Origin of the sequence: Streptomyces sp. NPDC059248 (genome assembly GCF_042753905.1) — a bacterium.
GTDB lineage: Bacteria > Actinomycetota > Actinomycetes > Streptomycetales > Streptomycetaceae > Streptomyces.
Window position 1 is genome coordinate 133,373 of sequence record NZ_JBHYZV010000001.1, and the last position, 23,144, is coordinate 156,516.

22 protein-coding genes are annotated in these 23,144 nt (G+C 72.9%); 12 read left to right on the plus strand and 10 right to left on the minus strand.

Annotation, left to right across the window (positions count from 1 at the left end; translation table 11 throughout):
- Positions 1-11 precede the first annotated feature (11 nt).
- Positions 12-1,613, minus strand: a complete 1,602-nt coding sequence (locus ACFXG1_RS00650; RefSeq protein ID WP_384739978.1) for a serine/threonine-protein kinase — start codon at positions 1,611-1,613, stop codon at positions 12-14.
- Between the two features lie 390 nt (positions 1,614-2,003).
- On the opposite strand from ACFXG1_RS00650, the gene ACFXG1_RS00655 reads away from it, so the two are divergent.
- A complete protein-coding gene (locus ACFXG1_RS00655; protein WP_384709079.1) occupies positions 2,004-2,507 on the plus strand; it encodes an RICIN domain-containing protein in 504 nt (167 codons plus the stop codon).
- A 50-nt stretch (positions 2,508-2,557) separates the two neighbouring features.
- Here ACFXG1_RS00655 and ACFXG1_RS00660 read toward each other — a convergent pair whose 3' ends face one another.
- A complete protein-coding gene (locus tag ACFXG1_RS00660) occupies positions 2,558-3,016 on the minus strand; it encodes a MarR family winged helix-turn-helix transcriptional regulator (protein ID WP_384709076.1) in 459 nt (152 codons plus the stop codon).
- Entirely contained in the window at positions 3,013-3,651 is a 639-nt protein-coding gene (locus tag ACFXG1_RS00665) for a DJ-1/PfpI family protein (RefSeq protein WP_384709073.1), read from the minus strand. The genes ACFXG1_RS00660 and ACFXG1_RS00665 overlap by 4 nt, the downstream gene beginning before the upstream one ends.
- A gap of 146 nt (positions 3,652-3,797) precedes the next feature.
- Between ACFXG1_RS00665 and ACFXG1_RS00670 the strand changes: the two genes are divergently transcribed.
- Positions 3,798-5,276, plus strand: coding sequence for an aspartate aminotransferase family protein (locus tag ACFXG1_RS00670; protein ID WP_384739982.1), 1,479 nt, complete (start codon positions 3,798-3,800; stop codon positions 5,274-5,276).
- Positions 5,277-5,348: 72 nt separating this feature from the next.
- Here the strand turns inward: ACFXG1_RS00670 and ACFXG1_RS00675 are convergent, their stop codons facing one another.
- Positions 5,349-6,854, minus strand: a complete 1,506-nt coding sequence (locus tag ACFXG1_RS00675) for a TerD family protein (RefSeq protein ID WP_384709070.1) — start codon at positions 6,852-6,854, stop codon at positions 5,349-5,351.
- Positions 6,855-6,991: 137 nt separating this feature from the next.
- Positions 6,992-10,822 (minus strand): WD40 repeat domain-containing protein, encoded by a 3,831-nt coding sequence (locus tag ACFXG1_RS00680; protein ID WP_384709067.1) that lies wholly within the window; start codon positions 10,820-10,822, stop codon positions 6,992-6,994.
- A gap of 123 nt (positions 10,823-10,945) precedes the next feature.
- On the opposite strand from ACFXG1_RS00680, the gene ACFXG1_RS00685 reads away from it, so the two are divergent.
- Positions 10,946-12,412: a hypothetical protein gene (locus tag ACFXG1_RS00685; RefSeq protein ID WP_384709064.1), complete on the plus strand. Its 1,467-nt coding sequence runs from the start codon at positions 10,946-10,948 to the stop codon at positions 12,410-12,412.
- 16 nt (positions 12,413-12,428) lie between these two features.
- On the opposite strand, the gene ACFXG1_RS00690 is transcribed toward ACFXG1_RS00685, so the two are convergent.
- Complete coding sequence (locus ACFXG1_RS00690; RefSeq protein ID WP_384709061.1) at positions 12,429-12,773, minus strand: hypothetical protein; 345 nt, start codon at positions 12,771-12,773, stop codon at positions 12,429-12,431.
- A gap of 96 nt (positions 12,774-12,869) precedes the next feature.
- On the opposite strand from ACFXG1_RS00690, the gene ACFXG1_RS00695 reads away from it, so the two are divergent.
- Positions 12,870-13,451, plus strand: coding sequence for a hypothetical protein (locus ACFXG1_RS00695; protein ID WP_384709058.1), 582 nt, complete (start codon positions 12,870-12,872; stop codon positions 13,449-13,451).
- On the opposite strand, the gene ACFXG1_RS00700 is transcribed toward ACFXG1_RS00695, so the two are convergent.
- Positions 13,432-14,103, minus strand: a complete 672-nt coding sequence (locus tag ACFXG1_RS00700; protein WP_384709055.1) for a DUF4097 family beta strand repeat-containing protein — start codon at positions 14,101-14,103, stop codon at positions 13,432-13,434. The two genes, ACFXG1_RS00695 and ACFXG1_RS00700, sit on opposite strands and share 20 nt — an antisense overlap.
- 250 nt (positions 14,104-14,353) lie before the next feature.
- On the opposite strand from ACFXG1_RS00700, the gene ACFXG1_RS00705 reads away from it, so the two are divergent.
- On the plus strand, positions 14,354-15,130 hold the full coding sequence (locus ACFXG1_RS00705) for a helix-turn-helix domain-containing protein (RefSeq protein ID WP_384709052.1): 777 nt from the start codon (positions 14,354-14,356) through the stop codon (positions 15,128-15,130).
- On the opposite strand, the gene ACFXG1_RS00710 is transcribed toward ACFXG1_RS00705, so the two are convergent.
- On the minus strand, positions 15,127-15,543 hold the full coding sequence (locus ACFXG1_RS00710; RefSeq protein ID WP_384709049.1) for an NUDIX hydrolase: 417 nt from the start codon (positions 15,541-15,543) through the stop codon (positions 15,127-15,129). The two genes, ACFXG1_RS00705 and ACFXG1_RS00710, sit on opposite strands and share 4 nt — an antisense overlap.
- Complete coding sequence (locus tag ACFXG1_RS00715) at positions 15,540-16,199, minus strand: NUDIX hydrolase (protein WP_384709047.1); 660 nt, start codon at positions 16,197-16,199, stop codon at positions 15,540-15,542. The genes ACFXG1_RS00710 and ACFXG1_RS00715 overlap by 4 nt, the downstream gene beginning before the upstream one ends.
- A gap of 467 nt (positions 16,200-16,666) precedes the next feature.
- Here ACFXG1_RS00715 and ACFXG1_RS00720 point away from each other — a divergent pair, with 467 nt between their 5' ends.
- The 6 genes from ACFXG1_RS00720 to ACFXG1_RS00745 all read left to right on the plus strand — a co-directional run bounded on the left by ACFXG1_RS00720 (position 16,667) and on the right by ACFXG1_RS00745 (position 21,458).
- Positions 16,667-17,176: a nucleoside-diphosphate kinase gene (locus tag ACFXG1_RS00720; RefSeq protein WP_384709044.1), complete on the plus strand. Its 510-nt coding sequence runs from the start codon at positions 16,667-16,669 to the stop codon at positions 17,174-17,176.
- A 98-nt stretch (positions 17,177-17,274) separates the two neighbouring features.
- Positions 17,275-17,574 carry a hypothetical protein gene (locus ACFXG1_RS00725; RefSeq protein ID WP_384709041.1) on the plus strand — a complete coding sequence of 100 codons (300 nt, stop codon included), beginning with the start codon at positions 17,275-17,277 and terminating at the stop codon, positions 17,572-17,574.
- Between the two features lie 124 nt (positions 17,575-17,698).
- Positions 17,699-18,349 (plus strand): hypothetical protein, encoded by a 651-nt coding sequence (locus tag ACFXG1_RS00730; protein WP_384709038.1) that lies wholly within the window; start codon positions 17,699-17,701, stop codon positions 18,347-18,349.
- Between the two features lie 35 nt (positions 18,350-18,384).
- Positions 18,385-19,251: a hypothetical protein gene (locus tag ACFXG1_RS00735; RefSeq protein ID WP_384709035.1), complete on the plus strand. Its 867-nt coding sequence runs from the start codon at positions 18,385-18,387 to the stop codon at positions 19,249-19,251.
- Between the two features lie 2 nt (positions 19,252-19,253).
- Complete coding sequence (locus ACFXG1_RS00740) at positions 19,254-20,648, plus strand: hypothetical protein (protein WP_384709032.1); 1,395 nt, start codon at positions 19,254-19,256, stop codon at positions 20,646-20,648.
- Between the two features lie 66 nt (positions 20,649-20,714).
- On the plus strand, positions 20,715-21,458 hold the full coding sequence (locus tag ACFXG1_RS00745; RefSeq protein ID WP_384709029.1) for a class I SAM-dependent methyltransferase: 744 nt from the start codon (positions 20,715-20,717) through the stop codon (positions 21,456-21,458).
- Positions 21,459-21,530: 72 nt separating this feature from the next.
- Here ACFXG1_RS00745 and ACFXG1_RS00750 read toward each other — a convergent pair whose 3' ends face one another.
- Positions 21,531-21,989: a hypothetical protein gene (locus ACFXG1_RS00750; protein ID WP_384709026.1), complete on the minus strand. Its 459-nt coding sequence runs from the start codon at positions 21,987-21,989 to the stop codon at positions 21,531-21,533.
- An 82-nt stretch (positions 21,990-22,071) separates the two neighbouring features.
- Here ACFXG1_RS00750 and ACFXG1_RS00755 point away from each other — a divergent pair, with 82 nt between their 5' ends.
- Entirely contained in the window at positions 22,072-22,761 is a 690-nt protein-coding gene (locus ACFXG1_RS00755; RefSeq protein WP_384709023.1) for a GntR family transcriptional regulator, read from the plus strand.
- Positions 22,762-23,144: the final 383 nt, after the last annotated feature.

Below are 23,144 nucleotides of genomic sequence, written 5' to 3' on the forward strand. Positions count from 1 at the left end.
TGGGGGAGTTCCTACTGCTTGATGTAGTGGAGCGGTTTCCCGCCGGAACCGACCAGCTCACGAACGATCGTCGAGCTGTCCGGCATGGTGAGTACGCTCCACTGCCCGGGTGAGCATGTCGCCTGGTCCCCCGATTCGACCTTGGTCGGGCCGAGTTCGATCGGTTTACCGGCGGACCTCAGCGTCGCCGACCAGGTGCAGGAGTAATCGGGTCCGGTTCCGGTGAGCTTCATGACTTTCTCGCCGGTGGTGCCGTTCTCGATAACCATCTCGCGGATGTTCTCGCCCTGGGACGACGCGAAAGTCGCACGCCAGGTACCCAGATAGGCCCCCGGAATGCCGCCCCCGCCAGGCCGAACGCTACCATCGGTGCCCCTATCACCAACATCCGGTTTTTCGGTCGTTTTCCCGGTAGGCGCGCCGGAGGAATCGTCGTCCTGTCCGGCGGCGTAGATGGCATAGCCGATGCCGCCGACGACGAGTCCGGCCAGGGCGAGTACGGCGACGAGAGCGAGACGGACCTTCTTCCGGCGCCGCCCGCCCGCACGGAACACCCGCCCCGGCGAGTGCGGTTCGACCGGAGCCGCAGTGGAGACCACTGGACGGTACGGCTCCTGCGGTGACTGTGACTGCGACTGCGGCTGCGGCTGCGGCCGTCCGTACCCGTATGCCGGGTTCTCCGGGAGCGTGACCCGCTGCTGCGGGCCGGTGTTGTGCTCCACCTCCAGCAGCTGTACCGCGTGCCGTCCCAATTCGGCGACCAGCGCGCCCGGCAGCCACGGCTCGCCGTCCGCCGTCGGTGCCGTCGTCCGGGCCAGGAGCTCCGCCGGGGTGGGCCGCTCCTCCGGTGCCTTGCGCAGACAGTCCCGTACCAACGGGAGAAGTCCGGGCGGCAGGCCCGTCAGATCCGGTTCCTCCTCCGCGATCCGGAACATCACCGCGTGTCCGGAGCCGTCCGCCGGACCGAACGGCAGCCGGCCGGTCGCCGCGTACATCAGGATCGTCCCCAGGCAGAACACATCGGCGGCGGGTGTCAGCCGCAGCCCGCGTACCTGCTCGGGCGCCATATAGCCGGGGGATCCCACGACCGCGCCGGTCCTGGTGATGCCCGCGTCCGCCGACGCCTCCAGCGCCCGGGCGATACCGAAGTCGATGACCCGGGGGCCGTCGATGGTGACGAGGATGTTCGACGGCTTCAGATCGCGGTGGACGAGACCGGCGGCGTGGATGGAGCCGAGCGCCTGCGCGAGTCCCCAGCCGAGGATCCGTACGGAACGTTCCGGCAGCGGCCCGTGGCCCTCGGACACCACAGTGCTCAGCGACGGCCCGGCGACATAGCCGGTGGCGACCCACGGCACGGCCGCCTCCGTGTCCGCGTCCAGGACGGGCGCGGTCCACTCGCCGCCGACGCGGCGGGCGGCGTTCACCTCGTGCCGGAACCGGGATCTGAAGGACTCCTGCGCGGCCAGTTCGGGCCGGACGAGTTTGACGGCGACCGTACGGCCGCGGTCGCTCCGGGCCAGGAACACCCGGCCCATACCGCCCGCGCCGAGCCGGGCGACCAGCCGGTACGCGCCGATGCGCCGCGGATCCCCAGGCGCCAGCTGTTCCATCGCTTCCCCCCGGACCCGCATCCCCGTCGCTGGATGCATTGAGGATAGGCGCCGTTCGCGGGGGCCGCCGCCCCGCCCCTGGTCACGAGCCCGGACCCGCACCCCCGTCGCCGACCGGTCGCGGTCACGGCCGCCGACCCGGTCGCGGTCCCAGGCGCCGGTTGCGCCGACCGGCGTCACCGGACCGCCGCGCCGTTCACCCGAAGGCGGGAAGAACCCCTGCCGCCCCTTTCCGGCGGTCGCGACGGGCCCAACACTGGCCCGGCGGGACGAGCCCGACCCCCCTCGCGGCCCGGTCCCGTCCTCCGTCCCTCCTGCTGTCCTCCGGGCATCTCCCCGCCGTTCGGCTGTCGTTCGGCGCGGCGCGCCCGCCCTGAGAAAGGTGTTCCTATGCGTACGGGGAAGAAGTCCCTGGCTGCCCTGGTGATCGCGGGCGCCGCGGCGACCGGTCTGCTCTCGGCGCCGGGCGCGCAGGCCGCGTCCGCGACGCTCTACCAGGCCGAGTCGTTCGCGGGCCTCTGCCTCGAACTGCGCCCCGCGGACCGGGCGCTCGTGCAGACGGACTGTACGGGCACGGCCGAGCAGCAGTTCGAGTTCGTCTCGGCGGGCGGTGGCGCGTACGAGATCCGCGAGCTGGGCACCGGCCACTGCCTCGATGTGAAGGACGCCAGTACGGCCGCCGACGCGCCGGTCGTCGGCGCGCCCTGCGGCGGGCAGCCCAACCAGCGCTTCCAGCCGGTGTCCGGCGCCGAGGGCTATGTGATCCATACCTTCGCGGGCCAGTGCCTCGACGTGAAGGGCGGAAGTGAGGCGGCGGGCGCGCCGATCGTCCAGTCGGAGTGCCAGCTGGCCAAGGAGAGCCAGCAGTTCGCCATCGAGGTGCTCCAGCCGTAGTCAGGGGCAGCGGTACGGGTACGGAGGCGCCGCCCCCGTACCCGTACCGTCTACTCCTCCTCCAGCTCGGCCAGCACCGCGCCGAGGCGCTCCAGTACCCGGGCCGTCTCCGCGAACTCCGCCGGGCCCAGGGCGCGGGCGAGCCGGGCGGCGAGCGCCGCGTGGCCCGGGTCGAGCAGGCGCAGGGCCGCCCGGCCGTCCTCGGTGGCCGCCAGCAGTTTGGCGCGGCGGTGCGCCGGATTGGGCCCGTAGACCGCCAGCCCCCGCTCCGCCAGCAGATCCGCGGTCCGCTGGACGCTCTGCCGGGTCAGGCCCATCGACCTGGCGAGATCCGATACGGTCCGGGCCTCCCGGGCGACCGCGCCCAGGACCTGCCACGAGGCCGCCGTAAGACCGCCGTCCCCGGCGATCCGGTCCGAGATCGCGACAAAGTGGCCGTTGAGCCGGAAGACCCCGAGCGCGGTCCTGGTCAGCAACTCCCGCGGATCGGGCTCCTCCGCCCTGCTCACGCGGCGCCCTCCTCGCCGCCGCCGTCCCCTTCGAGGACCGCGAAGGCCGAGGCGTCCGAGTCGTGGAAGAGCCGGTACCAGGCGTCGAGCCGCTCGCCCTCGTAGACGCCGAGCCGGGCGAAGACCTCACGGGCGAAGGCGACGGGTTCGGTCGGCCCGGCCGTGATCAGGTCGCCGCCGGTGACGGCGTCGGCCTCGCGGTAGCGCTCGGCCCCGGCGTATCCGGTGGCGGCCAGATAGAAGGAGACGGCGCTCGTGTGGTCCCGGTCGTCCAGCAGCCCGGCCCTGGCGAGCCCGGCCGTGGCGCCGCAGATCGCGGCGACCGGGACGCCCGCCGCGAGGAACTCCCCGGCCTTGGCCGCGAACGGCGCGAGCTCGTCCCCGGTGTCCCAGGCGGACGCCCCGGCCAGGATCAGCAGCCCGCTGTCGGCCGGGTCGAGGTCGCCGAGCGCCAGATCGGGCCGGATCCGCAGACCGCCCATGGTGGTGACGGTGTCGGTGGTGGGGCCGACCGTCCGTACCGTCCAGCCGTGCTGGGCGAGATGGGCGGTGGTGTGGCCCGTCTCCCAGTCGGCCCAGGTGTCGTACACGGCCAGATGAACGGTGCGGGTCCCGTGCTGCGCTGCTGTCATCATGACAGTAGACTGTCATGATGACAGCATGCTGTCAATGATGGGATGGGACTCCCCCCCGAGGGCCGACAGAACGCCGCAGCTCAGCGGCGCATTCCAGACAACGTGCCGCTGCCCGGCACGGTGCGCCGCTGCCTACGCTGGCGCGTATGACCCCTCGAAGCACGGACCCGAGCCCCACCGGCGACACGCCCCTCGCCGGCGACCCGCCTTCCGCCGGTGACCCGGCCACCATCGGCGCCACGCCCTCCGCCGGCTCCGCCGCCCCCGACACCCCGCCGCCGCCGCTCACCGGCGCCGATGTGAAGGCCCTGGACCGGGCGCACGTCTTCCACTCCTGGTCCGCCCAGGGGCTGATCGACCCCCTCGCCGTCGCCGGGGCCGAGGGCTCGTACTTCTGGGACTACGACGGCCGCCGCTATCTCGACTTCACCAGCGGTCTCGTCTTCACCAACATCGGCTACCAGCACCCGAAGGTCGTCGCCGCGATCCAGGAGCAGGCCGGGAAACTCTCCACCTTCGCGCCCGCCTTCGCCGTCGAGCCGCGGTCCGAAGCCGCCCGGCTGATCGCCGAGCGCACCCCCGGCGATCTGGACAAGATCTTCTTCACCAACGGCGGTGCCGAGGCCATCGAGAACGCGGTACGGATGGCCCGGCTGCACACCGGCCGCCCCAAGATCCTCGCCGCCTACCGCTCGTACCACGGCGGCACCCAGACCGCGATCAACGTCACCGGCGATCCGCGCCGCTGGCCCTCCGACACCGGCACCGCCGGCGTCGTCCACTTCTGGGCGCCGTTCCTCTACCGCTCGCCGTTCCACGCCACCACCGAGGCCGAGGAGTGCGCCAGGGCGCTGAGGCACCTGGAGGACACCGTCCTCTTCGAGGGGCCGGGCACCATCGCCGCGATCGTGCTGGAGACCATCCCCGGCACCGCCGGGATCATGGTCCCGCCGCCCGGCTATCTCGCGGGCGTCCGGGAGATCTGCGACCGCCACGGCATCGTCTTCGTCCTCGACGAGGTGATGACGGGCTTCGGCCGGACCGGGAAATGGTTCGCGGCCGAGCACTTCGACGTCGTCCCCGACCTGCTGACCTTCGCCAAGGGCGTCAACTCCGGCTACGTACCGCTGGGCGGTGTGGCGATCTCCGCGGAGATCGCCGCCACCTTCGAGAAGCGGCCCTACCCCGGCGGGCTCACCTACTCGGGGCACCCGCTGGCGTGCGCCGCCGCCGTCGCCACGATCCGGGTGATGGCGGAGGAGGACGTGGTGGCCCGCGCCGCCGCGATCGGCGAGCACGTCCTCGGCCCCGGCCTCCGCGAACTGGCGGAGCGGCACCCGAGCGTGGGGGAGGTACGGGGTACGGGCGTGTTCTGGGCGCTCGACCTCGTACGGGACCGGGAGACCCGCGAGCCCCTTGTGCCGTACAACCCGGCCCCGGCCGACAACGCGGCGATGGCGTCCTTCGCGGCGGGCTGCAAGGCGGCCGGGCTCTGGCCGTTCGTCAATATGAACCGGACCCATGTCGTCCCGCCGTGCACCATCTCGGAGGCGGAGGCGAAGGAGGGCCTGGAGGCGCTGGACGCGGCGCTGTCGGCGGCGGACGCGTACGTCGTCACCGGCTGAGCGGACGGCTGAGCGGACGGGTGAGCGGACGGCTGGTAGCGGCGGGCGGGCGCGCGGGCGGGTTCGCGCCGGTCAGAGGGGGTGCGCGGTGAGCGTCCACGACCCCTTGGCGTCCACATGGATCAGCCGGGCGCCGCCGTTCAGATGGACCCGCTGCCGGAACGGCCCGATCGCCGACATCAGCAGACAGTCGGTCTGGACGAAGTCGGCGTCGTCCATGTCCAGCTCGCCGGGGCCCAGGGCGGTCAGGCTCATCGTCGCGTCGTGCCGCCCCGGTTCGCCCCGGTACTCGATCTCCAGCTCGGCGTCCGGGCCGTGATAGGCGAGCACGTCGTGGGTGTGCCCGTTGAGCGGTACGGAGACCAGCAGCCGCCGGGCCGACGACAGCGGGAGCGCGGTGATCGTCCACTCGGCGGTGGTGATGATCTCCAGACTCAGCGGATAGCTGTCCGGGGCGATGGCGGGCGTACGGGCCACGAAGTCGTCGCCCTCGCCGGAGAGCAGCAGATTGCCGGTCTCCCGCCGCCGGTTGAGCTGGTACACCACCGGCCAGTCCGTGTCCCGGTCCCGGAACACCATCTCCAGGATGACGGGACCGCGCGGCAGGGGCTGGTGGAAGGAGGGTGTCGCGCTGCCGTGGCCCCGGATCAGCTGGGGCGAGAAGGAGGGGAACGCGGCGAAGGGGTCGGCGGGCGCGGTGTCGTACGACTGGCCGTACGACTGTGCGTAGGACGGGCCGTGGGGCCGGGTGTACGGATGCCCGGGCGCGGGCGCCGGGGCCTGGAACTGCGGGGCCTGGTGGCCCGGGTCGGGGGCCAGGAAGCCGGGCGGGGTCGCCGGGCCCGCCGGAGGCGTCGGGTCCACGATCCGATGCCCCGGGGCGTACGAGTGCCCGGCCACGGGCGCCCGCATCGTGCCCGTCGTACCGTTCGGGTGCTCCGGGACGAACGGCGGCACATCGGCGCCCGGCGCGTACCGATCCGGCGGCGCGACGGGCGCCCGGTACAGCTCCGGCGACTGGGCTATATGGGCTGCCTGTGGTGCCGGGGCGGACCGCTGGAAGTCCGCGACGACGCCCGCGAGCCCGGACGCGTACCCCTGTCCGATCGCACGGAACCGCCAGCCGCCGTCCCGCCGGTACACCTCGCCCAGGAGGATCGCCCGCTCCTGCGCCGCGCCCGTGATCTCGTGCCGTGCGACGGGCACACCGTCGTACCCCTGCGCCTGGATGTAGAGACCCGGCACCATCCCGAAGACGAGCCCCTCGATCCCGTCCACGGACGCGATGAACACCACGCGTTCGACGTCCGGCTCCACGGCGGTGAGATTCACGTCCAGCCAGATCGCGGACTGGCCGTGCCCGTCGGTCCGCCCCGCGTACCCGACCGCACCCGAAGGGTGCGGCGTCGACGTCGGACCGACCACGTCCGAGCGGCCGGGCCGGCAGCCGCCCCCGGCGTCGAGCAGCAGCGCCACCGCCTCGATGCCGGGCACGGACGGGGAATGCGCGTGCCCCACCAGGATCCGCAACGGCACGGCGGGGACGGGAGCGTTGCCGCCTCGGGGGATAAAGGTCATACGGCACATGCTGACATCGGGGACACCGCCCCGTCGACGCCCTTCGTCCCCCTCGTCACGATCACGTGCTCACGGGGTTCGGCGGACGCTCGGCGGACGTCGCGATCACGTGCTCACGTGCTCACCTGCTCACCTGCTCACCGGTCCCGGCAGACGTCGCGGTACGGCACGCCGGGGAGATGGCCGGCCCACTGCCCGGGCTCCGGGCCGCCGCCCGCGCGGGCGCAGGCCGCCCGTACCGCGTCCTCGGCGGCGAGGGAGTAGGAGCGGGTCGGGGTGTCCGGGGTCGTGACCCGGAGCTCCCGCCCGTCCGGGGAGAACCCCATCGCCAGCACCGGCCCGTCGGCGGACGGCAGGGGCGAGCCGTCCGTGTCGGGCGCGGCCGTGTCCCAGACTCGGATCGCGCTGTCCCGGTCCCCCACCGCGAGCCACCGGCCGTCCGCCGAGAAGGCGAGTACCGGTACCGACCGCGCGGCCCGGTCGGTGTCCCGCAGGACGGCGATCAGTTCCCGTCCCGTGCCGTCCCACAGGGTCGTCCGGCCGCCGCTGTCGGCGACGGCGAGGAAGCGGCCGTCCGGGTCGAACGCGGCGGCGTCGATGTGGTCCTCGCCCGGCACGACGGTCTCGAACCGGCCGGTGCGGGGATCGGCCAGGTAACGCGTATTGGTCAGTACCCGGCCGTCGGGCGCGGTCGCCCGTACTTCTCCGTACGGTCCGTCCAACAGCGTCGACCAGCGGCGGCCGGGGACGTCGAGGACGTCCAGCGACTTGCGCTCCACGGCCGAACGGGAGGTCAGGACCTTCCGGCCGCCGGGCGAGACGCTCAGGCCCTCGGTGGCGTCCGGCGGCAGGGGTACGGAGCGGATGGCGCCGGAGCGGATATCGCGGACCGCGAGCGATCCGGGTCCTTCGCGGTACGCGAAGTGCCGGCCGTCCGGGCTGAACTCCGCGCCCCGGCACAGCGTCCCGCACGGCTCGGGGCGGCGGGGCGCGGGCAGTTCGGCGACGACCCGGCCGCCGGGGAGTTCACGGAGCCGCCGGACGCCGTCGTGCTCGGTGGCGAGGGTCCGGCCGTCCGGGCTGTACCGCGCCCCGAGGACGGGGGCCGCCGACCGCTCCGCGCCGGAGGAGGGCAGTTGGAACGAGAGGGTCCACACGGAGGCGCCGGGCAACCGGGCGTCCCGGAAGCGGATGATCCCCCGCTCCAGGTCGAGGTGGGGTTCGGAGAACGACCGGTTCCCGGTGTCGACCCGCAGCACGCTCACGGGCGCGGCGTCCGCCGGGAGCCGCCAGAGCCGGATCTCCTCGTGGGCGACGGTGACGGCATGGCTTCCGTCGGCGCTGAAGGCCGGATACGGGTAGCCGCCGGTGGGGAACCCGGGGCGCTCGCGGCCCGTCGTCACGTCCCACAGCCGGATCCCGTCCTCCGATGTGACGGCGATCGTCCGCCCGTCCGGCAGGAACAGGTGGTCCTCCGCGGCGTCGCAGATCCCGGCCTTCCGGGCCCAGGTGCCGGGGAGCCGGCGGTCCGTGCGGACGTCCCAGACCTGGAGTGGCCCGTCGGCCGGGCAGAACGTGAGCAATTCGGCGTCGGGCGCGACCCGGACGCGCCGCAGATCGTGCCGCTCGGGTCCGGTGCCCAGGAGGGCGCGGCCGGTGCGGACGTCGTACAGCCGGACCGGTTCGCCGTCCCGGTGCGTGACGAGGGTCCGGCCGCCGGGGCCGAACCAGGCGTAGTCGCCGTTGGGTTCCCGCCGGGGGCGGGACGGACCGTAGACGGTGTCCGTGGGGCCGCCGGTCCGCAGATCCCGGATCCGGATGCCGTCGGGGGCGTAGTAGGCGACCTTCGTGGTGTCCGGCGATATATCGAGGATGTGGTCGGCGTGCGCGCCCATGCCGGACAGGGCGGGGAGTTCGGTACGGCCCGTGACGTCCCAGCGTTCCGTGGTGTCCGGGCCGACGGCCGTCATGGTGCGGGCGTCGTCGCTCAGCCGGATCCACACATTGTTGATCTCGTTGGGGATATCGGGGAGCGGCGCGGTGTACACATCGGTGAACGGCTGGGCCGCCGCCGCGAACAGCGCCTCCCGGGTCTCGGGCGTCTCGGCGAGCCGCCACGCGGCGACGCTGAGCCGGATCGCGGTCCTCGGATCGGTCGTCCTGCGCGCGTCGGCCACCCCGGCGAGCCACCGGGCCGCCGACTCGTCGGCGCGCCGCTCGCTCACCCGGCTCTGCTGCCAGGCGACGCCCCCGGCGACGGCCGCCAGACAGAGCAGCACGGAGAGCGCGACGATCAGCCCGCGCAGCCTCCGCGCGGCCCGTAGGGCGGCCCGTGCCTCGCGGGCACGGGCGGCGAGCGACGCGTCGAGGAAGGCGCGTTCGGCGGGGGTGAGGGGGATCCGGGCGGGGTGGGGCGGGGGCGTCTCCGCGGTGTCGGGTACGGCGCGACCGGCCGCGGCCCGTCCGTACCGCCACCCTTGTCGCCATCGGATACGTAACGCCGCGGGGCCGCCCGTGCCCGTGCCCGTGCCCGCGCCCTTTGCTCCGGCCGTGCCCGCGCCCGTCGCGCCGAAGGCGTCCCGCGCCGCCTCCAACTGGCCGCCGCGCAGCAGCGCGCCCGCGTCGCCGCCCAGCTCCGCCCAGACCCGCGAGCCCTCCGCGAGCCGTCTGCGCAGCCGCAGCACGTCCCGGTCGGCGTCGATCCAGGCGCGCAGCCGGGGCCAGGCCGTGAGCAGGGCCTCGTGCGCCAGGTCGGCCGTCGTGTCGTCGACGGTGAGGAGCCGGGCCCGTACGAGCCGTTCCAGGACGTGTTCGTACCCCGGCGGGGCGAATCCGGTACGCGCGGCGGGCCGCCGGGTGTCCTCCGTGCCCTCGCCGGGGGAGACCAGCCGCAGCAGCATCACCCGGGCCACCTCGGCCTCGTCGGCCGTGAACGCGCCGAAGACGTCCTCGGCGGTATGCGCGACGGCGCCCCTGACCCCGCCGACGGCGTCGTACGCGGCGACGGTCATGGTCCGGCCCCGGCGGCGCCGCCAGACCTCCCGCAGGGTGTGGGCCATCAGCGGCAGCCCGCCCGGCTCGTCGGCGACATCGGCCACGATCCGGGAGGTCAGGGCGCGTTCCACGACGAGCCGCGCGGCGGTCGCGGGCCCGACGACGGCCTCGCGTATCTGCTCGCGGCCCATCGGCCCGACGAGGAGTACGGCGTCCTTGAGGGCGCGGAGCAGGGCGGGCTGGTCGGCGCACCGGCCGTAGAAGTCGGCGCGTACGGCGATCACGACCCGGGCGCCGCCGTCCACCATCAGATCGGTGAACGCGGCGCGTTCGGCGGGGTCGGCGCAGAGGGTGAAGACCTCCTCGAACTGGTCCACGACGACAAGGGCGCCCTTGGTGAAGAGGTCCTTGTGGGTCCTGGCCGGGGTGGGGCCCGGCGTCAGGATCCGGACCACGGACGGCGCGGGCCCCCCGCCCGCGCCCCCGCTCCCGCCCGCCCGTATCGCGGGCACGAGACCGGCCCTCAGCAGGGACGACTTGCCGCTGCCCGACGCGCCGACGAGCGCGGCGAACGGGCGGCGGCGGGTGAGGTCGAGAAGTTCGGCGACCAGGTCGTCCCGGCCGAAGAAGTGGTCGCTGTCCTCGGGGCCGTAGCGGTTGAGCCCCGGATACGGACAGCCGGCGTCGTCCGGCGCGGATGCGGCGCCCTCGGCGACGGCGCGCCACCGCCGCTCCCAGTCGGCGGCGGCCGACGCGTCCCCGACGCAGGCGGCGACGTACGCGAGGGTGACGGCGAGCGACGGCAGCCGCTCGCCCGCGGCGGCGGCGGAGAGGGTGGGCGCGGAGTACGGGCAGTCGCGGGCCATGGCCCGGTAGGTGGGGCCGCCCGCGGTGCGGCGCAGCTCCCGCAGGTCGTACGCGAACCGCTGGACGGGCCCGGCGTCCGGGTCCAGCGGGTTCTCACGGCGTCCCATCGGGCTCTCCCCCCGTCGCGGCGCTGCCCGGCTCTCCCTGGGGCGCCGACCGCGAGGGTAGCCAATTGATGGGCCCGGAGAGGGGGCCTGCCTATCAACAGGGGCGCCGGTTCGACTCGTTCCATGCTCGACACCGCAGTCCGTCGCGTCCCCGCCCCCTCCGCCGCCTCACCCGCCGTGCCGATGTCCGCCGCCTGGCGGGTCGCCGTCCCGCCCGCCCTGCTGATGCTGGTACTCGGGCTGTGGGGCCTGGGCAGGGACGGCGCGATCTGGGCCGACGAGGCGGTCACGTACGACATGGCGACCCGTACGGTCCCGGAGATCTGGCGCACGCTCGGCACGGCGGACGCGGTCCACGGCCTCTACTACCTGCTGATCCACGCGGTGTTCGCGGTCTGGGAGCCCGGAGTCGTACCGATGCGGCTGCCGTCGGTGCTGGCGATGGCGGCGACGGCAGCCGGGGTCGCGCTGATCGGCCGCCGGCTCGCGGGCCCGCGCGCCGGGCTGCTGGCGGGCCTGCTGCTGCCGTGGCTGCCGACGGTGCAGCGGTACGCCCAGGAGGGCCGGTCGTACGCGCTGGTGTGCGCGTTCGTCACCTGGGGCACATGGCTGCTGCTGCGGCGCCGGTGGGCCGCGTACACGATCGTGATGCTGATCGCCTGTCTGCTGCACGAGTTCGCGATCCTCGCGTTGGTGGCGCACGGTGTGACGCTGTGGCAGACCCACCGGACCAGGACGCTCCACGACGGCCCGGGGGAGCGGCTGCTCGCCGCCGTCAGGGCCCTGCCGTCCGGCTGGCGGGCCGCCGCGTGCGCCGTCACCGCCGGTCTGGCGCCGCTGGCGGTCCTCAGCGTCACCCAGTCCCAGCAGGTCGACTGGATAGCCTTCCCCAGCACCCCCGAACTCGTCCTGGTGGCGGCGGTCGTGGCCCTGGCCCGGGTGAGCCCGCGGCTGCCCCTGCCGCCCGGTCTCACGGCGGTGGCCGTACCGATCCTGGCCCTGCCGACGGCGATCCTCCTCGCCGTCTCCGTACTGCATCCGCTGTACGTCGACCGCTACGTCCTCACGTACACCATCGGCGCCGCCCTGCTCCTGGGCGCGGCGCTCGACCACTACTGGCCCCGCGCACTCGTCCTGGCGACGACGGCGGCGATCACCGCCACCCTCCTCGTCAACGGTCCGGCCCTGCGCGCCCCGGAGAGCCGCAGCAACGACATGGCCGAGGTGGCGAAGGTGGTCGCGGAGCTGTCGTCCCCGGGCGACGGCGTGCTGTTCACCCCCACCCGCCGCCGCGTCTACACCCTGGTGACCCCGGCCGACTTCCACGCCCTCAAGGATGTGTCCCTGGCGTCGTCCCCCCGCGCCTCCCACACCCTCTTCGGTACGGAACTCCCCCCGGCCGCCATCCGCGCCACGATGCTCCGCACGCCCCGCGTGGTGGCGGTCCAGGACCACCGGGGCAAACCCGTGGACCCGTTCCCGGCGGAGCGGGTGAAACGCGAGGTGCTGGCGGAGTCGTTCACACTCGTGGAGGAGCGGAAGGTGGGCACGGTGCGGATAGGCGTCTACATCCGCAAGGACACGGGCTGACGGGCGCTCCGGGGGATCAGAGGCTCTCGCTCATGACCGGCGGCCCTGCCGACAGGGTGAGGAGGGCGAGCCTGCGCAGGCGTTCGTAGTACCGGACTCCCGCGGGCCCGGTGAGCGGAGTGAGTTCGGGGATGACCCGGTCCAGATCCTCGACACAGCCGCGCAGGATGCCGATTCGCCACAGGTCGAGGACGCCGTCGTTGTTCAGCCAGGTGAGAACGCAGCCCGCGATGTCCGCGTCGAGCAGCACCAGGTCCGTGTCCCCGAACGCGACACCTCGTAGGCCGGCCGGGAAGGGGGCCCGGCGCTGTTCGTCCCAGAGGGCGGCCGCGTCCCGCAGCCGCTCGGATGATCTGTTCATTCTCGCCATATTGCTTTACCGGGCGGATGTTTCCGCAGGCCGGGCCGAGGGGGGTTCCACCACCTCCGTGTCCGACCCGCGTGGCACCATGCCGTCATGTCCCTGCACCATCCCGACGGCGCCTACGCGATCACCTTCATGTACTCCGTGCCCGATGAAGCCTGGTATCTGGAGCTGGATCTCGTGGCCGGGCAGCGGACCCTCGTGACCGCGATAGTGCCCGACGAGGAGCCCGCGCGGGAGCCGACGGTCTGCTTCGACTCCGGTGGGCCGCACCACGACATTCCGTACGACGTCATGAAGTGGTTCACGGGCGAGGTCGAGAAGGAGATCCGGACCTCCCGCGCCTGGATGCGGCTGCGGCCCGAGCTGGTCGAGGTCGTGTACCGGCTGCGGCAGGAGTATCTGGGGATGATCGGCGACGACGAGTTCCCCGGGGTCCTGGCGGAGATCCGGGCCGAGGTGCCCGCGGTGGACCTCGCGGCCGTGCTCGTCAGCGCCTTCGGGCGGAGGCCCGACGGCAGCGCCGCGGAGCGCGCCGACTACCGGGACGTACTCCGGAAGGCGGTGCGCCGGGACGCGCCCGTCGCACCGCTCGGCGAGGAGCCCGGCGAGGAGCCCCGTCCGGAGGACACCGCGCCCGGCGTACCCCGGACGGTCACAGGCTGCGCGCTGTGATGTCGCCGTAGGAGGTGGTCGCGTGGATGGCCAGGGTCGCGCTGTCGCCGTCGCCGCCCTTGAGGGCGTTGTCGATCCGGCCGTACGAGGTCCCGGCGTCCAAGGAGGCGAAGACCCCGCGTGCGGCGCCGACCGTGATCCCGCCGTGCTCGGTGCGCAGGGTGACCGCGCCGCGCGTGGCCTCCGTGATGTGGATGGCGCCCTTCTGGATGCTGATCTCCGCGTCGCCGCCCAGCCGGCCGACCGAGACGTCGCCCGAGGAGACGGTGAGGCGGGCGCTGTCCGCCTCGTCGAGCTTGACCGTGGCCAGCTCGCCCTCGAAGGCGACGTCCCCGAGCCGTCCGACGCCGCGGAACTCACCGCTCGCGGCCTTCGCCTCGATCCGGGAGCCGGCGGGCAGCCGGACCGTCACCTCGACGGAACCGCGGGCGCCGAGGATCCGGTTCTTCGGCTCCGGGGCGGCGATCCGCAGGAAACCGGCGCCGAAGGTGACCTCGGTCTCCGCCGCCGCCTTCACATCGCGGCTCCGTGAGGCGTCGGCGGGCAGGACCTCGACCGTGGTGTCGGCCCGGTCGGCGGCGATGAACCGGATACGTCCCGCGGGGATGTCGAGGACGGCGGAGACCGGGGCGGTGGTGGCGAACGTCTGCATGGTGCGCTCCTTCGGCTTGCTGCTTACTGCTTGCTGTTTCCGATGAGTGAAACGCTACGTTGCCTTTCCTGTTCGGGCAACAAGTTCGTTGCGCAAGAACATCAAACATGCAGGTCAGAGGTGATAATTCGTTGCAACGGCATGTTGTTTAATGCAATGTTGGGGCGCTTGCGCGTTGCAATGATGAGTCGCTGAACGCTATGGTCGCGACAGAACGCGCCCCACGGCGCGCCCCATGGAGGAGGAAACCGTGCCCGGAGGCAGGCTCACTCAGCAGGAACGCCAGCAGATCGCGCTGGGGCTGGCCGACGGCCTCGCCTACGCGGAGATCGCCAGGAGCCTCGACCGCCCGACCTCGACCGTCACACGGGAGGTCATGCGCAACGGCGGCCCCACCACCTACCGCGCCGACCTCGCCCATCGCGCCACCGAACGCCGCGCGCACCGGCGCGGGCGGACCGTGCCCCCGGGGGAACGGCCGCCCGGGAGGGGGGCGGAGGGCGGCGACGAGGCCGTGCGGGAGTACGAGGAGGTGTTCACCACCGTCCTCATGCAGTCCGGGCTGCCCAAGATGATGGCCCGGGTGCTGGTCTGCCTCTACACCACCGACGCGGGCAGCCTCACCGCGTCCGAACTCGTCCGCCGCCTCGGGGTCAGCCCGGCCTCCGTCTCCAAGGCGATCTCGTTCCTGGAGGACCAAAACCTCGTCCGCCGGGAGCGCGACGAGCGCCGCCGCGACCGTTACGTCGTCGACAACGACGTCTGGTACCAGACGATGATGTCCGCCTCACGGGCCAACGCCCGGCTCGTGGAGGTCGCGCGCCAGGGCGCCGGCGTCCTCGGCCCCGGCACCCCGGCCGCCGTCCGCCTCGAGAACGTCGCCCGCTTCGTCGACTTCGTCTCCGAGAACATCGCCCGCGCGGCCGAGCAGGCCCGCGACATCCTCTTCGCGGACCCCGGGGCACCCGCCCCGTCGCCGGACACCGCCGCGGAGCCCGAGCCCCGCCCGGAGCAAGAAAGGCCCTAGTTTCCGGGAAGCGTCTCGTCCAGATACCGCTGCACCGGTTCGAAGAAGCCGTACGGCACGAACTCCGCGATCTCCTCGCGCCGTACCCAGGCCAGTTCCGCCAGGTCCTCCGGGTCGCCGACCCGGGCCGTGCCGCCCGTGACCTCGCACGCCGTGTAGGTCATCCGGCGGCCCGTCGACGGGTGGACGCGTTCGCCGAGGAGGCGGAGCGGGGCGACGTCGAGACCCGTCTCCTCCTTCGCCTCGCGGACCGTCGCCGCGGCCGCCGACTCGCCGGGCTCGATCTCACCGGCCGGGAACTGCCAGGAGAGCCGGCCCTCGCTCCTCCGGCGGCGCACCATCAGCAGCCGCCCCTCGTGGACGACGACCGCCGCCGCGATACCCGGTTCAGGTGCGGCTGCCTGCTGCGTCATTTCTGCTCCTCCAGGGCGGCCAGTACGGGTGGAAAGATCGTATCGAGGGGGATGAAACGCGTCACGGCATTTACGTCGACCCAGATAACGTCCATATTCTCGACGGTGTCGGAGTTCGTCGCCTCGCCCGCCAGGTATTCGCACAGGAAGTATTCGCACAGAACGCTGGTGACCGGATGGAGTCGTTCCCCGAGCCGGCGGCGGACCACACAGCGCACCCCGGTCTCGTCCAGCGTCTCGCGGACGGACGTCGTTTCCGGCCGGGCGCCGGGCTTGACGACGCCCGCCGGGAATTGCCAGGTGATACCGCTGACCTCGGTGTCCCGCCGGCATACCAGCAAAACCTCGTGGCCGCGGATGACCACCGCGATCGCCACCCGCAGGACCTGCGCACCGGCCGGGCCCCTCAACTGGTCCGCGCGTTCCCGCCCGACCAGCAGGGCGAACCGCTGGCGGACCGCCGGGGCGGCCCGCTCGTGGACCGTGTCGAGCAACTGCTGCATCTCCCGGCGCGGTACGACCCCGGGGTCCGCGTGCCAACTCGCCACCGTCCGTACGCCGATGCCCAATTGCGCGGCGAACTGCTCGTTTGTGAGGCGCGACGCGGCCTGGAGCAGACAGGCGTACCGTCCGCTCCAGACGTCGACGACATCCACCCGCCCCGCCCCCTTCCGGCCCCCTCGGCGTCCCCCGTCGTGGCGTGACGTCCGCACTGAAGGTGCACTCCGGCTGCACTGCCACCGCATGGTGCCGCGTGGAGCGTCCGGAAAGAATGGGGCTCACCGAAGTGGGTGGTCCCGCGGGCGGTCCGGTGAACGGACGGTCCGCGGAAGCGCCCGCCCGGAGATCTTTCCGAAAGCGAATCCGCATGCGAACAGGTGCCGCGCCGTGCTGCCGGTAACGGTGAAGAGTTTAAAGGAATGGCCGTGATCGACAGCTCCGTTATCGCACACTGGCCGAATCAGGCGCCTTTCCAGATTCACAGTACAGGAATTCGATCATGGTATATCCCTCGTGCGGGGAGCCGCCCGATTACCCGTTCGGGTGAGATTCCGCCGGTAGCCTCGGCACCGGCGGCCGGCGGGTCGTCACGCTGTCCGTGCACAGGATCGAAGGGACACCCATGGTTGAGGACCAGGCACATTCCGTCGAGCGCACACTTGTTCTGCTCAAGCCCGACGCTCTGGCGCGGGGGCTGGCGGGACGGATCATCTGCCGATTCGAGGATGCCGCACTGAAGATCGTCGGCACCAGGATGACGTGGATGGACGAGGAGTTCACCCGGCGCCACTACTCCGATCTGGAGGAGCGGCTCGGAGCCGAGGTCTACCGGTTGACGGCGACCTTCATGCAGCAGGGCCCGGTGATCGCCCTGGTCCTTGAGGGGTACGACGCCATCGCCACCGTACGGAAGATCGTCGGCAGTACCTACCCGAACGAGGCCCCCGCGGGCACCGTCCGGGGCGACTTCTCGCACTACAGCTCCGCCGGCAGCATCGCGTCGGGCAAGGCCGTGGCCAACCTCGTCCACGCCTCCGGGAACAAGGCGGAGGCCGACCAGGAGATCGCGCTCTGGTTCGACAAGGACGAGCTGCACGACTACAAGACGCTCGCGGAGATCTACACCTACTGAGCCCGAGTCGTACGGTCTCCGGCGCCACCTCGGGGGCGCCGGAGCGTTGAACGGCATCGGGTGCACCACCGAGACCGCCGAGACCGCCGAGAGGGATCATGAGCGACCAGCCGCGTCCGGCTCCCACCGAGGAGCTGGAGTCCGTCTTCCGGGACGAGTTGACGTCCGACCGGTGGGCCGCCGCCGAGACGTCGTACGCCCTCGCCGTACGCCACCGTGACCAGGGCGACTGGCCCGAGTCCCGGGTGTGGGTACGGCGGTGTCTGCGGCTGCTGGCCGGCTACCCGGACGAGACGGAGAGCCAGGTGGCCACCCGCCGGACCGACGTCGGGGGCGTACCGCTTCCGACGTATCTCCACGAGGGGGTGGTCCGGGGGCGCTTCGGCGACCCGGACTGACCCCCGCCACGCCCCACCCGCCCCACCCAGGTAACCACCGGCCGGACCGGCTCCGCACACCCCGCACACCCCACGGAGCCGGATCCGGCGGTGTCGTCGTGCCCGAACGAGGAGGCGAGAGACCGTGCCCATCGAGATCGAGATGCGTGCCCGCTTCACCCAGGACGTCCATGACCGGCTCGTCGCACTGCTGCGGCGCGACGGTGACGACCTGGGTCCCGACGACAAGCTCATCCACTTCTACGTACTCCCGGACCGGCTGCTCAAGGTCGTCGAGAACACCTCCGCCGGGACCGCGAAGATCAGCCTCAAGGACGGCCGGATCGGGCGGGGCGCGGCCTTCCCCGAGACCGAGTTCGGGCTCGCGCCCGACGACATCCCGGCCGCCGTACGGCTCTTCGACACCCTCGGGTTCGCGGACACCCGCCACGAGGCGTACACCCGGCGCCGCAACTTCCGTTACGGCGGCGTCGAGATCGCGGTCAAGTGGAGCCGGGCGTGGGAGCACCACGCCGAGTTCGAGGTGCTCCTCCCGGACGGCGCGTCGGACGCGGCCCGTGCGGAGGCCGTCGCCCGGATCACGGCCGTCGCCGACGACCTCGGTGTGGCCCTGATGAGCGAGGACGAACTGGCTGCCTTCACCGCCGCCTTTGAGGCGCGCGAGCGGGAGCGGAGCAACGTACAGGAGGTACGGGAGGAACAGGGGGAGCGCGGGGCAGGCCGGACGCACGAGGTGCGTGAGAAGGGCCGACGGTGGGCAACGCGCGGTCGATGACAGCAGGTCAACCCAACGGGGAGGGTTCGGCAGCGATGAGTACGACATCCGTCGACGGGCACAGCCTGACGGAACAGGCGGCGCTTCGGCGGCTGCCCGAGCATCAGTACACGGACCGGGCGACGGTCGAGTGGATCGCCGCCCACCGGCCCGCGGCGCCGCGTTCGCCCCGGGTCGTCCCGCGACCCGCGACCCGGGCGCTGGTACGCCGGGCCGGGCTGCCGCCCGCCTGGCTGGCCGAGCCCCGGCTCGCCGACGGTGTCCACGGCGTCCGGCACTGTCTGCGGACGGCCGCGCTGGCGGCCGTACTCGCCGAGGCGAGCGGGCTGGACGCCGGCACCACGGCCACGGCCGTCGTCGCGGCGGCGGTGCACGACTGCCGCCGCCGCCACGACCGGGACGACCGGGGCCACGGGGAGCGCGCGGCCGACTGGCTGACGGAGCGCGCGGACACCGTATGGGGGCACTTCGGGCTCCCGGCCCCGCCACCGGACGTCGTCGCGCGCGCCGCCGCAGCCGTACGACTGCACGACGTCCCGTACGCGGCGTTCGGCACGGATACGGGTACGGGTACGGGGCCGGGAGCTCCGGGGGTCCCGGGGGCTCCGGCGGCCCCCGCACCGGCCGCCGCCGCGCGCACCGCCGCCGCACTCGCCGACTACCACCGCGACCCCGCCACCGCCGCCGTCTGCGACGTCGTCAAGGCCGCCGACGCGCTCGACCGCTACCGGCTGCCGAGGACCAGCTGGTGGCCCGACGCCCGGCAGGTCAGACTGCCCGCCTTCGACGCCTTCAGGAACCTCGCCTTCACCCTCGTCGTCGACTCCGAACGGGCCCGGATCGCCGGGGCCGGCAGCACGGCCGCCGTCCTGTCCGCACTGGCGGAGAAGGACATCGCCTGACCATGGAGATCTTCGACGCGTACCGGCCCTGGGCCGACGCCCATGTGTTCTTCGACGCCGCCGGGGTCCCCTTCACCGGCCCCGCGGCCGACGACCCCCTGTCCCGGCAGACCGCCGCCTGGGAGCGGCGGCTGGCCGAGTCGCCCAACGGGCATCTGCTGCGGCAGAACGCCCTGTTCGACGCCCTCAGCGGCGGCGGGCGGCTGTATCTGCTCCATGTCACCCACGCCCTGGAGCGGATCAGCCGCCAGGGGGTGCTCTACCCCTCCGGCGGGTGTCTCGTCGGCAGCGTCTACTGCGCCCCGCTCACCGCCGCCGACCGAGGCTTCCGGATGCACAACCTGGCCGAGTACATCCTCACCAAGGAGGCGCCCGCCTTCCTCGCCCGGCTCGGGGTCACCGACCGCGTACCGACCCCGCTGGTCTTCGAGATCGACGTACCCCCGCACGCCTACCGCGGCCTCGCGGGCATCGACTACCTCCGGCTCGGCCAGATCCACCTCGGGATCTACCGGCACCTGGAGTATCTGCTCGGTACGGACGAACGGCACCGGCTGCGGGACGCCGTCGTGGCCCGGGTACGGAACTCCGCCGTCTTCCTCGCCACGTCCGCCGCCGTCACCCACCGGGGGCTGCGGATCGCCGCCGGTCCCTATCTGCGGCTGCTCGCCGACGCCGTACCCCGATTACCCATCCTCGGCTACCTCTACTTCGAGGCGGTATCCGAGTATCTGATGCTCCACTCGACCTCCCCGCACACCCGCCGCCTCGCCGAGGTCGGCGAACTGAACAACTGGCTCTACAAGGAGGTCCTCTTCGCCTCCTACCCCGATATGGCGGGCAAGTTCGACCTCGCCGCCTTCCATCCGCGCCCCGAACGGCTGCCGGGACTGTTCCGCCGGATCGACCCGGGTATCGACCCCGCGCACGCCGCCGACTACCTCGTCGAACGGATCAGCCACCTCGTCGCCGCCCGGCTCATCGCCCCCGGCGGAGTCCCCAGCGCCTGGCACCACACCCGCTGGGAGTTCGACGCCCTCGCGCCCCGCTTCGGACCGCTGCTGGGGCATCTGATCCACCGCGAGCTGCGCACCTTCGGCCGCTACCCCGACTTCTACTTCTACTTCGACCAGTACAAGGCCCTCCAGGCCTGGAACTACTGGAACCACATGGGCATCGTCGCGCCCTTCAACGGCACGATGCCCAAGGGCGAGGTCGGCATCAACCCGGCCTACCCCCACCTCGGCTACCGCGTCTGGCGGGCCGAACGCGACGACACCGGCCATGTCCACCCCGTCGAGGAGCTGCCGCTCACGATCGCGCCCCGGCTCGTGGACATCAAGTACACGCTGATGCGCAACAACCAGTGGGCGGCGCCGACCGCCAGCGCCGCCTGATCCGCTCCGTTCATCCCTGTTCATCCCTGTTGTCTCGACCCTCCTTGACGGGAGAGGAGATCCGTCATGCGTACTTTCGGCCCGTCGGCCTTCGCCGCCGACCGGCTCGGCGAGCAGATCGCCGACGTCCTGTCCGACCCGGGCACCACCCACGGCCTTGCCCGCGCCCTGCGGACCGCGGCCAAGGAACTCGAACTCCACCGCCACCACCTCGCCGGACGGCGGGCCCGGCCCGGCGGCCGGATCGAACACCGGCCCGCCCGCGTCCAGATCGGCGGCGGCGCCCACCGCGCCGACGGCTTCTTCAACATCGACGCCCGGCCGCCCGCCGATCTGCTGTGGGACGTCCGCGAAGGACTCCCGCTGTACGACGCCTCCGTCGAGCTGGTCTTCTCCGAGCACTTCCTGGAGCACATCGACTACCCCCGGTCGGCCAAGCGGTACGCGGCGGAGGCCCACCGCGTCCTGCGGCCCGGCGGCCGGATCGTCACCGGCGTCCCGGACGCGGCGTTCGCGCTCGGCCGCTACTACGGGCCGCTGGACCCCGTCGACGAGACCATCGCCCGGTGGTACTCCCGACGGGACTGCCGGCCGCATATCAACACCCGGCTCGACCTCGTGAACCTGGTCTTCCGGGACCAGGACGACGACCCCCGCTACACGCCGCACCTCTGGGCGTACGACCACGAGAAGCTCGTCCAGCTCTTCACCGAGGCCGGGTTCGGACGCGTCGAACCGTGGACCTTCGACGCGACGATCGCCAACCCCAAGCGCCGGTGGGGGAGCGTGTACGTGATCGCGACCAGGTAGCCCGGCCCGTTACGGGCGCGGGTTCCGGGGGACCGGACCGGACCCGCGCCCCACCGCCACCCCCTGTTCGCCTTACTCCAGGGGTTCGACCTCGATGTAGCGGTGCCCCCGCTCACCCCGGTACAGCAGGGCGTCCCAGCCGCCCGCCGACTCCAGGGCCGCGACGCACGCCCGGAGCCGGACGCCCGCCTCGTTCCGCGCCCCGCCGCCCGGCGGGCCCAGCCACTCGACGCGGGCCGTACCCGGGCGGGGGCCGGGGGCGACCCGGTAGCCGGTGGCGGCGCGTTCACCGGTGGCGGTCACGGACGACGGGGGCAGACCGGCCGCCTCCAGGGTCAGGGCCACCGCGCGGACCGGCTGATTGCGTTCCCAGGCCGCGGGTACGGCGCCGCTGAGCCGGCGGATCTGCAACAGCCCCGCGTAAGCCGTCCGTACTTCCGCCATCCGTACTTCCTCCGCCCGCACCACCTCGTCGTTCGCGCCGGAGCGCGCGGGACCGTCACCGGTCGCCGGTTCGAAGACATCAGCCATCGTTCCCCCTCATCCGCTCACCTCGTCCTCACGCGGGGCTGGCCTATCGTGTCCGGAACCCCCGGCGAAGGAGAAGCCATCGATGCCCGGTCCCGGCAGCACCCCGGTCACCCGCAGCACCCTGCGGCAGCAGATCGCGGACGCTTTGCGCGACGAGGTGCTCGCCGGACGCCTCCAGCCCGGCCAGGAGTTCACGGTCAAGCAGATCGCCGAACAGTACGGGGTGTCGGCGACACCCGTACGCGAGGCGCTGGTCGATCTGTCGGCCCAGGGCCTGCTGGAATCCGACCACCACCGCGGCTTCCGGGTCCACCAGTTCACCGTCGCCGACTTCCGGGACATGGTGGAGACCCGGTCGCTGGTGATCGACGGAATCCTCCAGCACGCCGACCGGGAGGGCCGCACGAGCGTCAACGCGGCAGCCGTCGCCCCCGTCCGGCGCCGGGCCGAGGAGGCCGACCGGGCCGCGCGCGGCGGTGACCTCGACATCCTCATCGGCTACGACCTCCGGTTCTGGCGCGAGCTGGGGACGATAGTCTCCAATCGCTATATCTCGGACTTCCTCCATCAGCTTCGGGTACAGATCTGGGTCTTCGCCATGCCCCACCTGCGCATTGAGCCGGACGTCCGGCGGTGGCTCTTCAGCGGCTACGAAGACCTGATCAACGCCCTGGTCACCGGGGAGCTGGAGACCGCGCGCGGGGTACTGAACGGCTACCACGAGCTGTCCCTGTCCTGGGCCGACCGGCTCGACGAACGGTTCACGTCATGACGCATCCGTCCCTCCCGGACACCCCCGGGCCCGGGGATACCCCCCCGAACCCACCACCGGCGCCCGCGGCGGTTCCGGGGGGTCCGGGGGCTTCCACGGCTCCGGCGCCGCCCGCGCCTCCGGCGGTTCCCGCACCCGGCAGGGCCCGCGCGCGCGGTACGGCTCCGTCCCCGACCGCCGGCGCCGCCCCGGAGGGCGTCGCGTCCGCGACGGCGACCGGCGACACCGCACCGGGCGGGTCGGCCGCCGTTCCGCCGCCGGACACCGGGTCGGCCGCCGTCCCGCCGCCGGACACCGGGGCAGTGGCGGTCCGCACGGCTCCGGCCGTGGACACCGCCGGGAGCCCGGCCGTGGGCGGCCCGGTCGCCGCGGTGCCCCCCGCG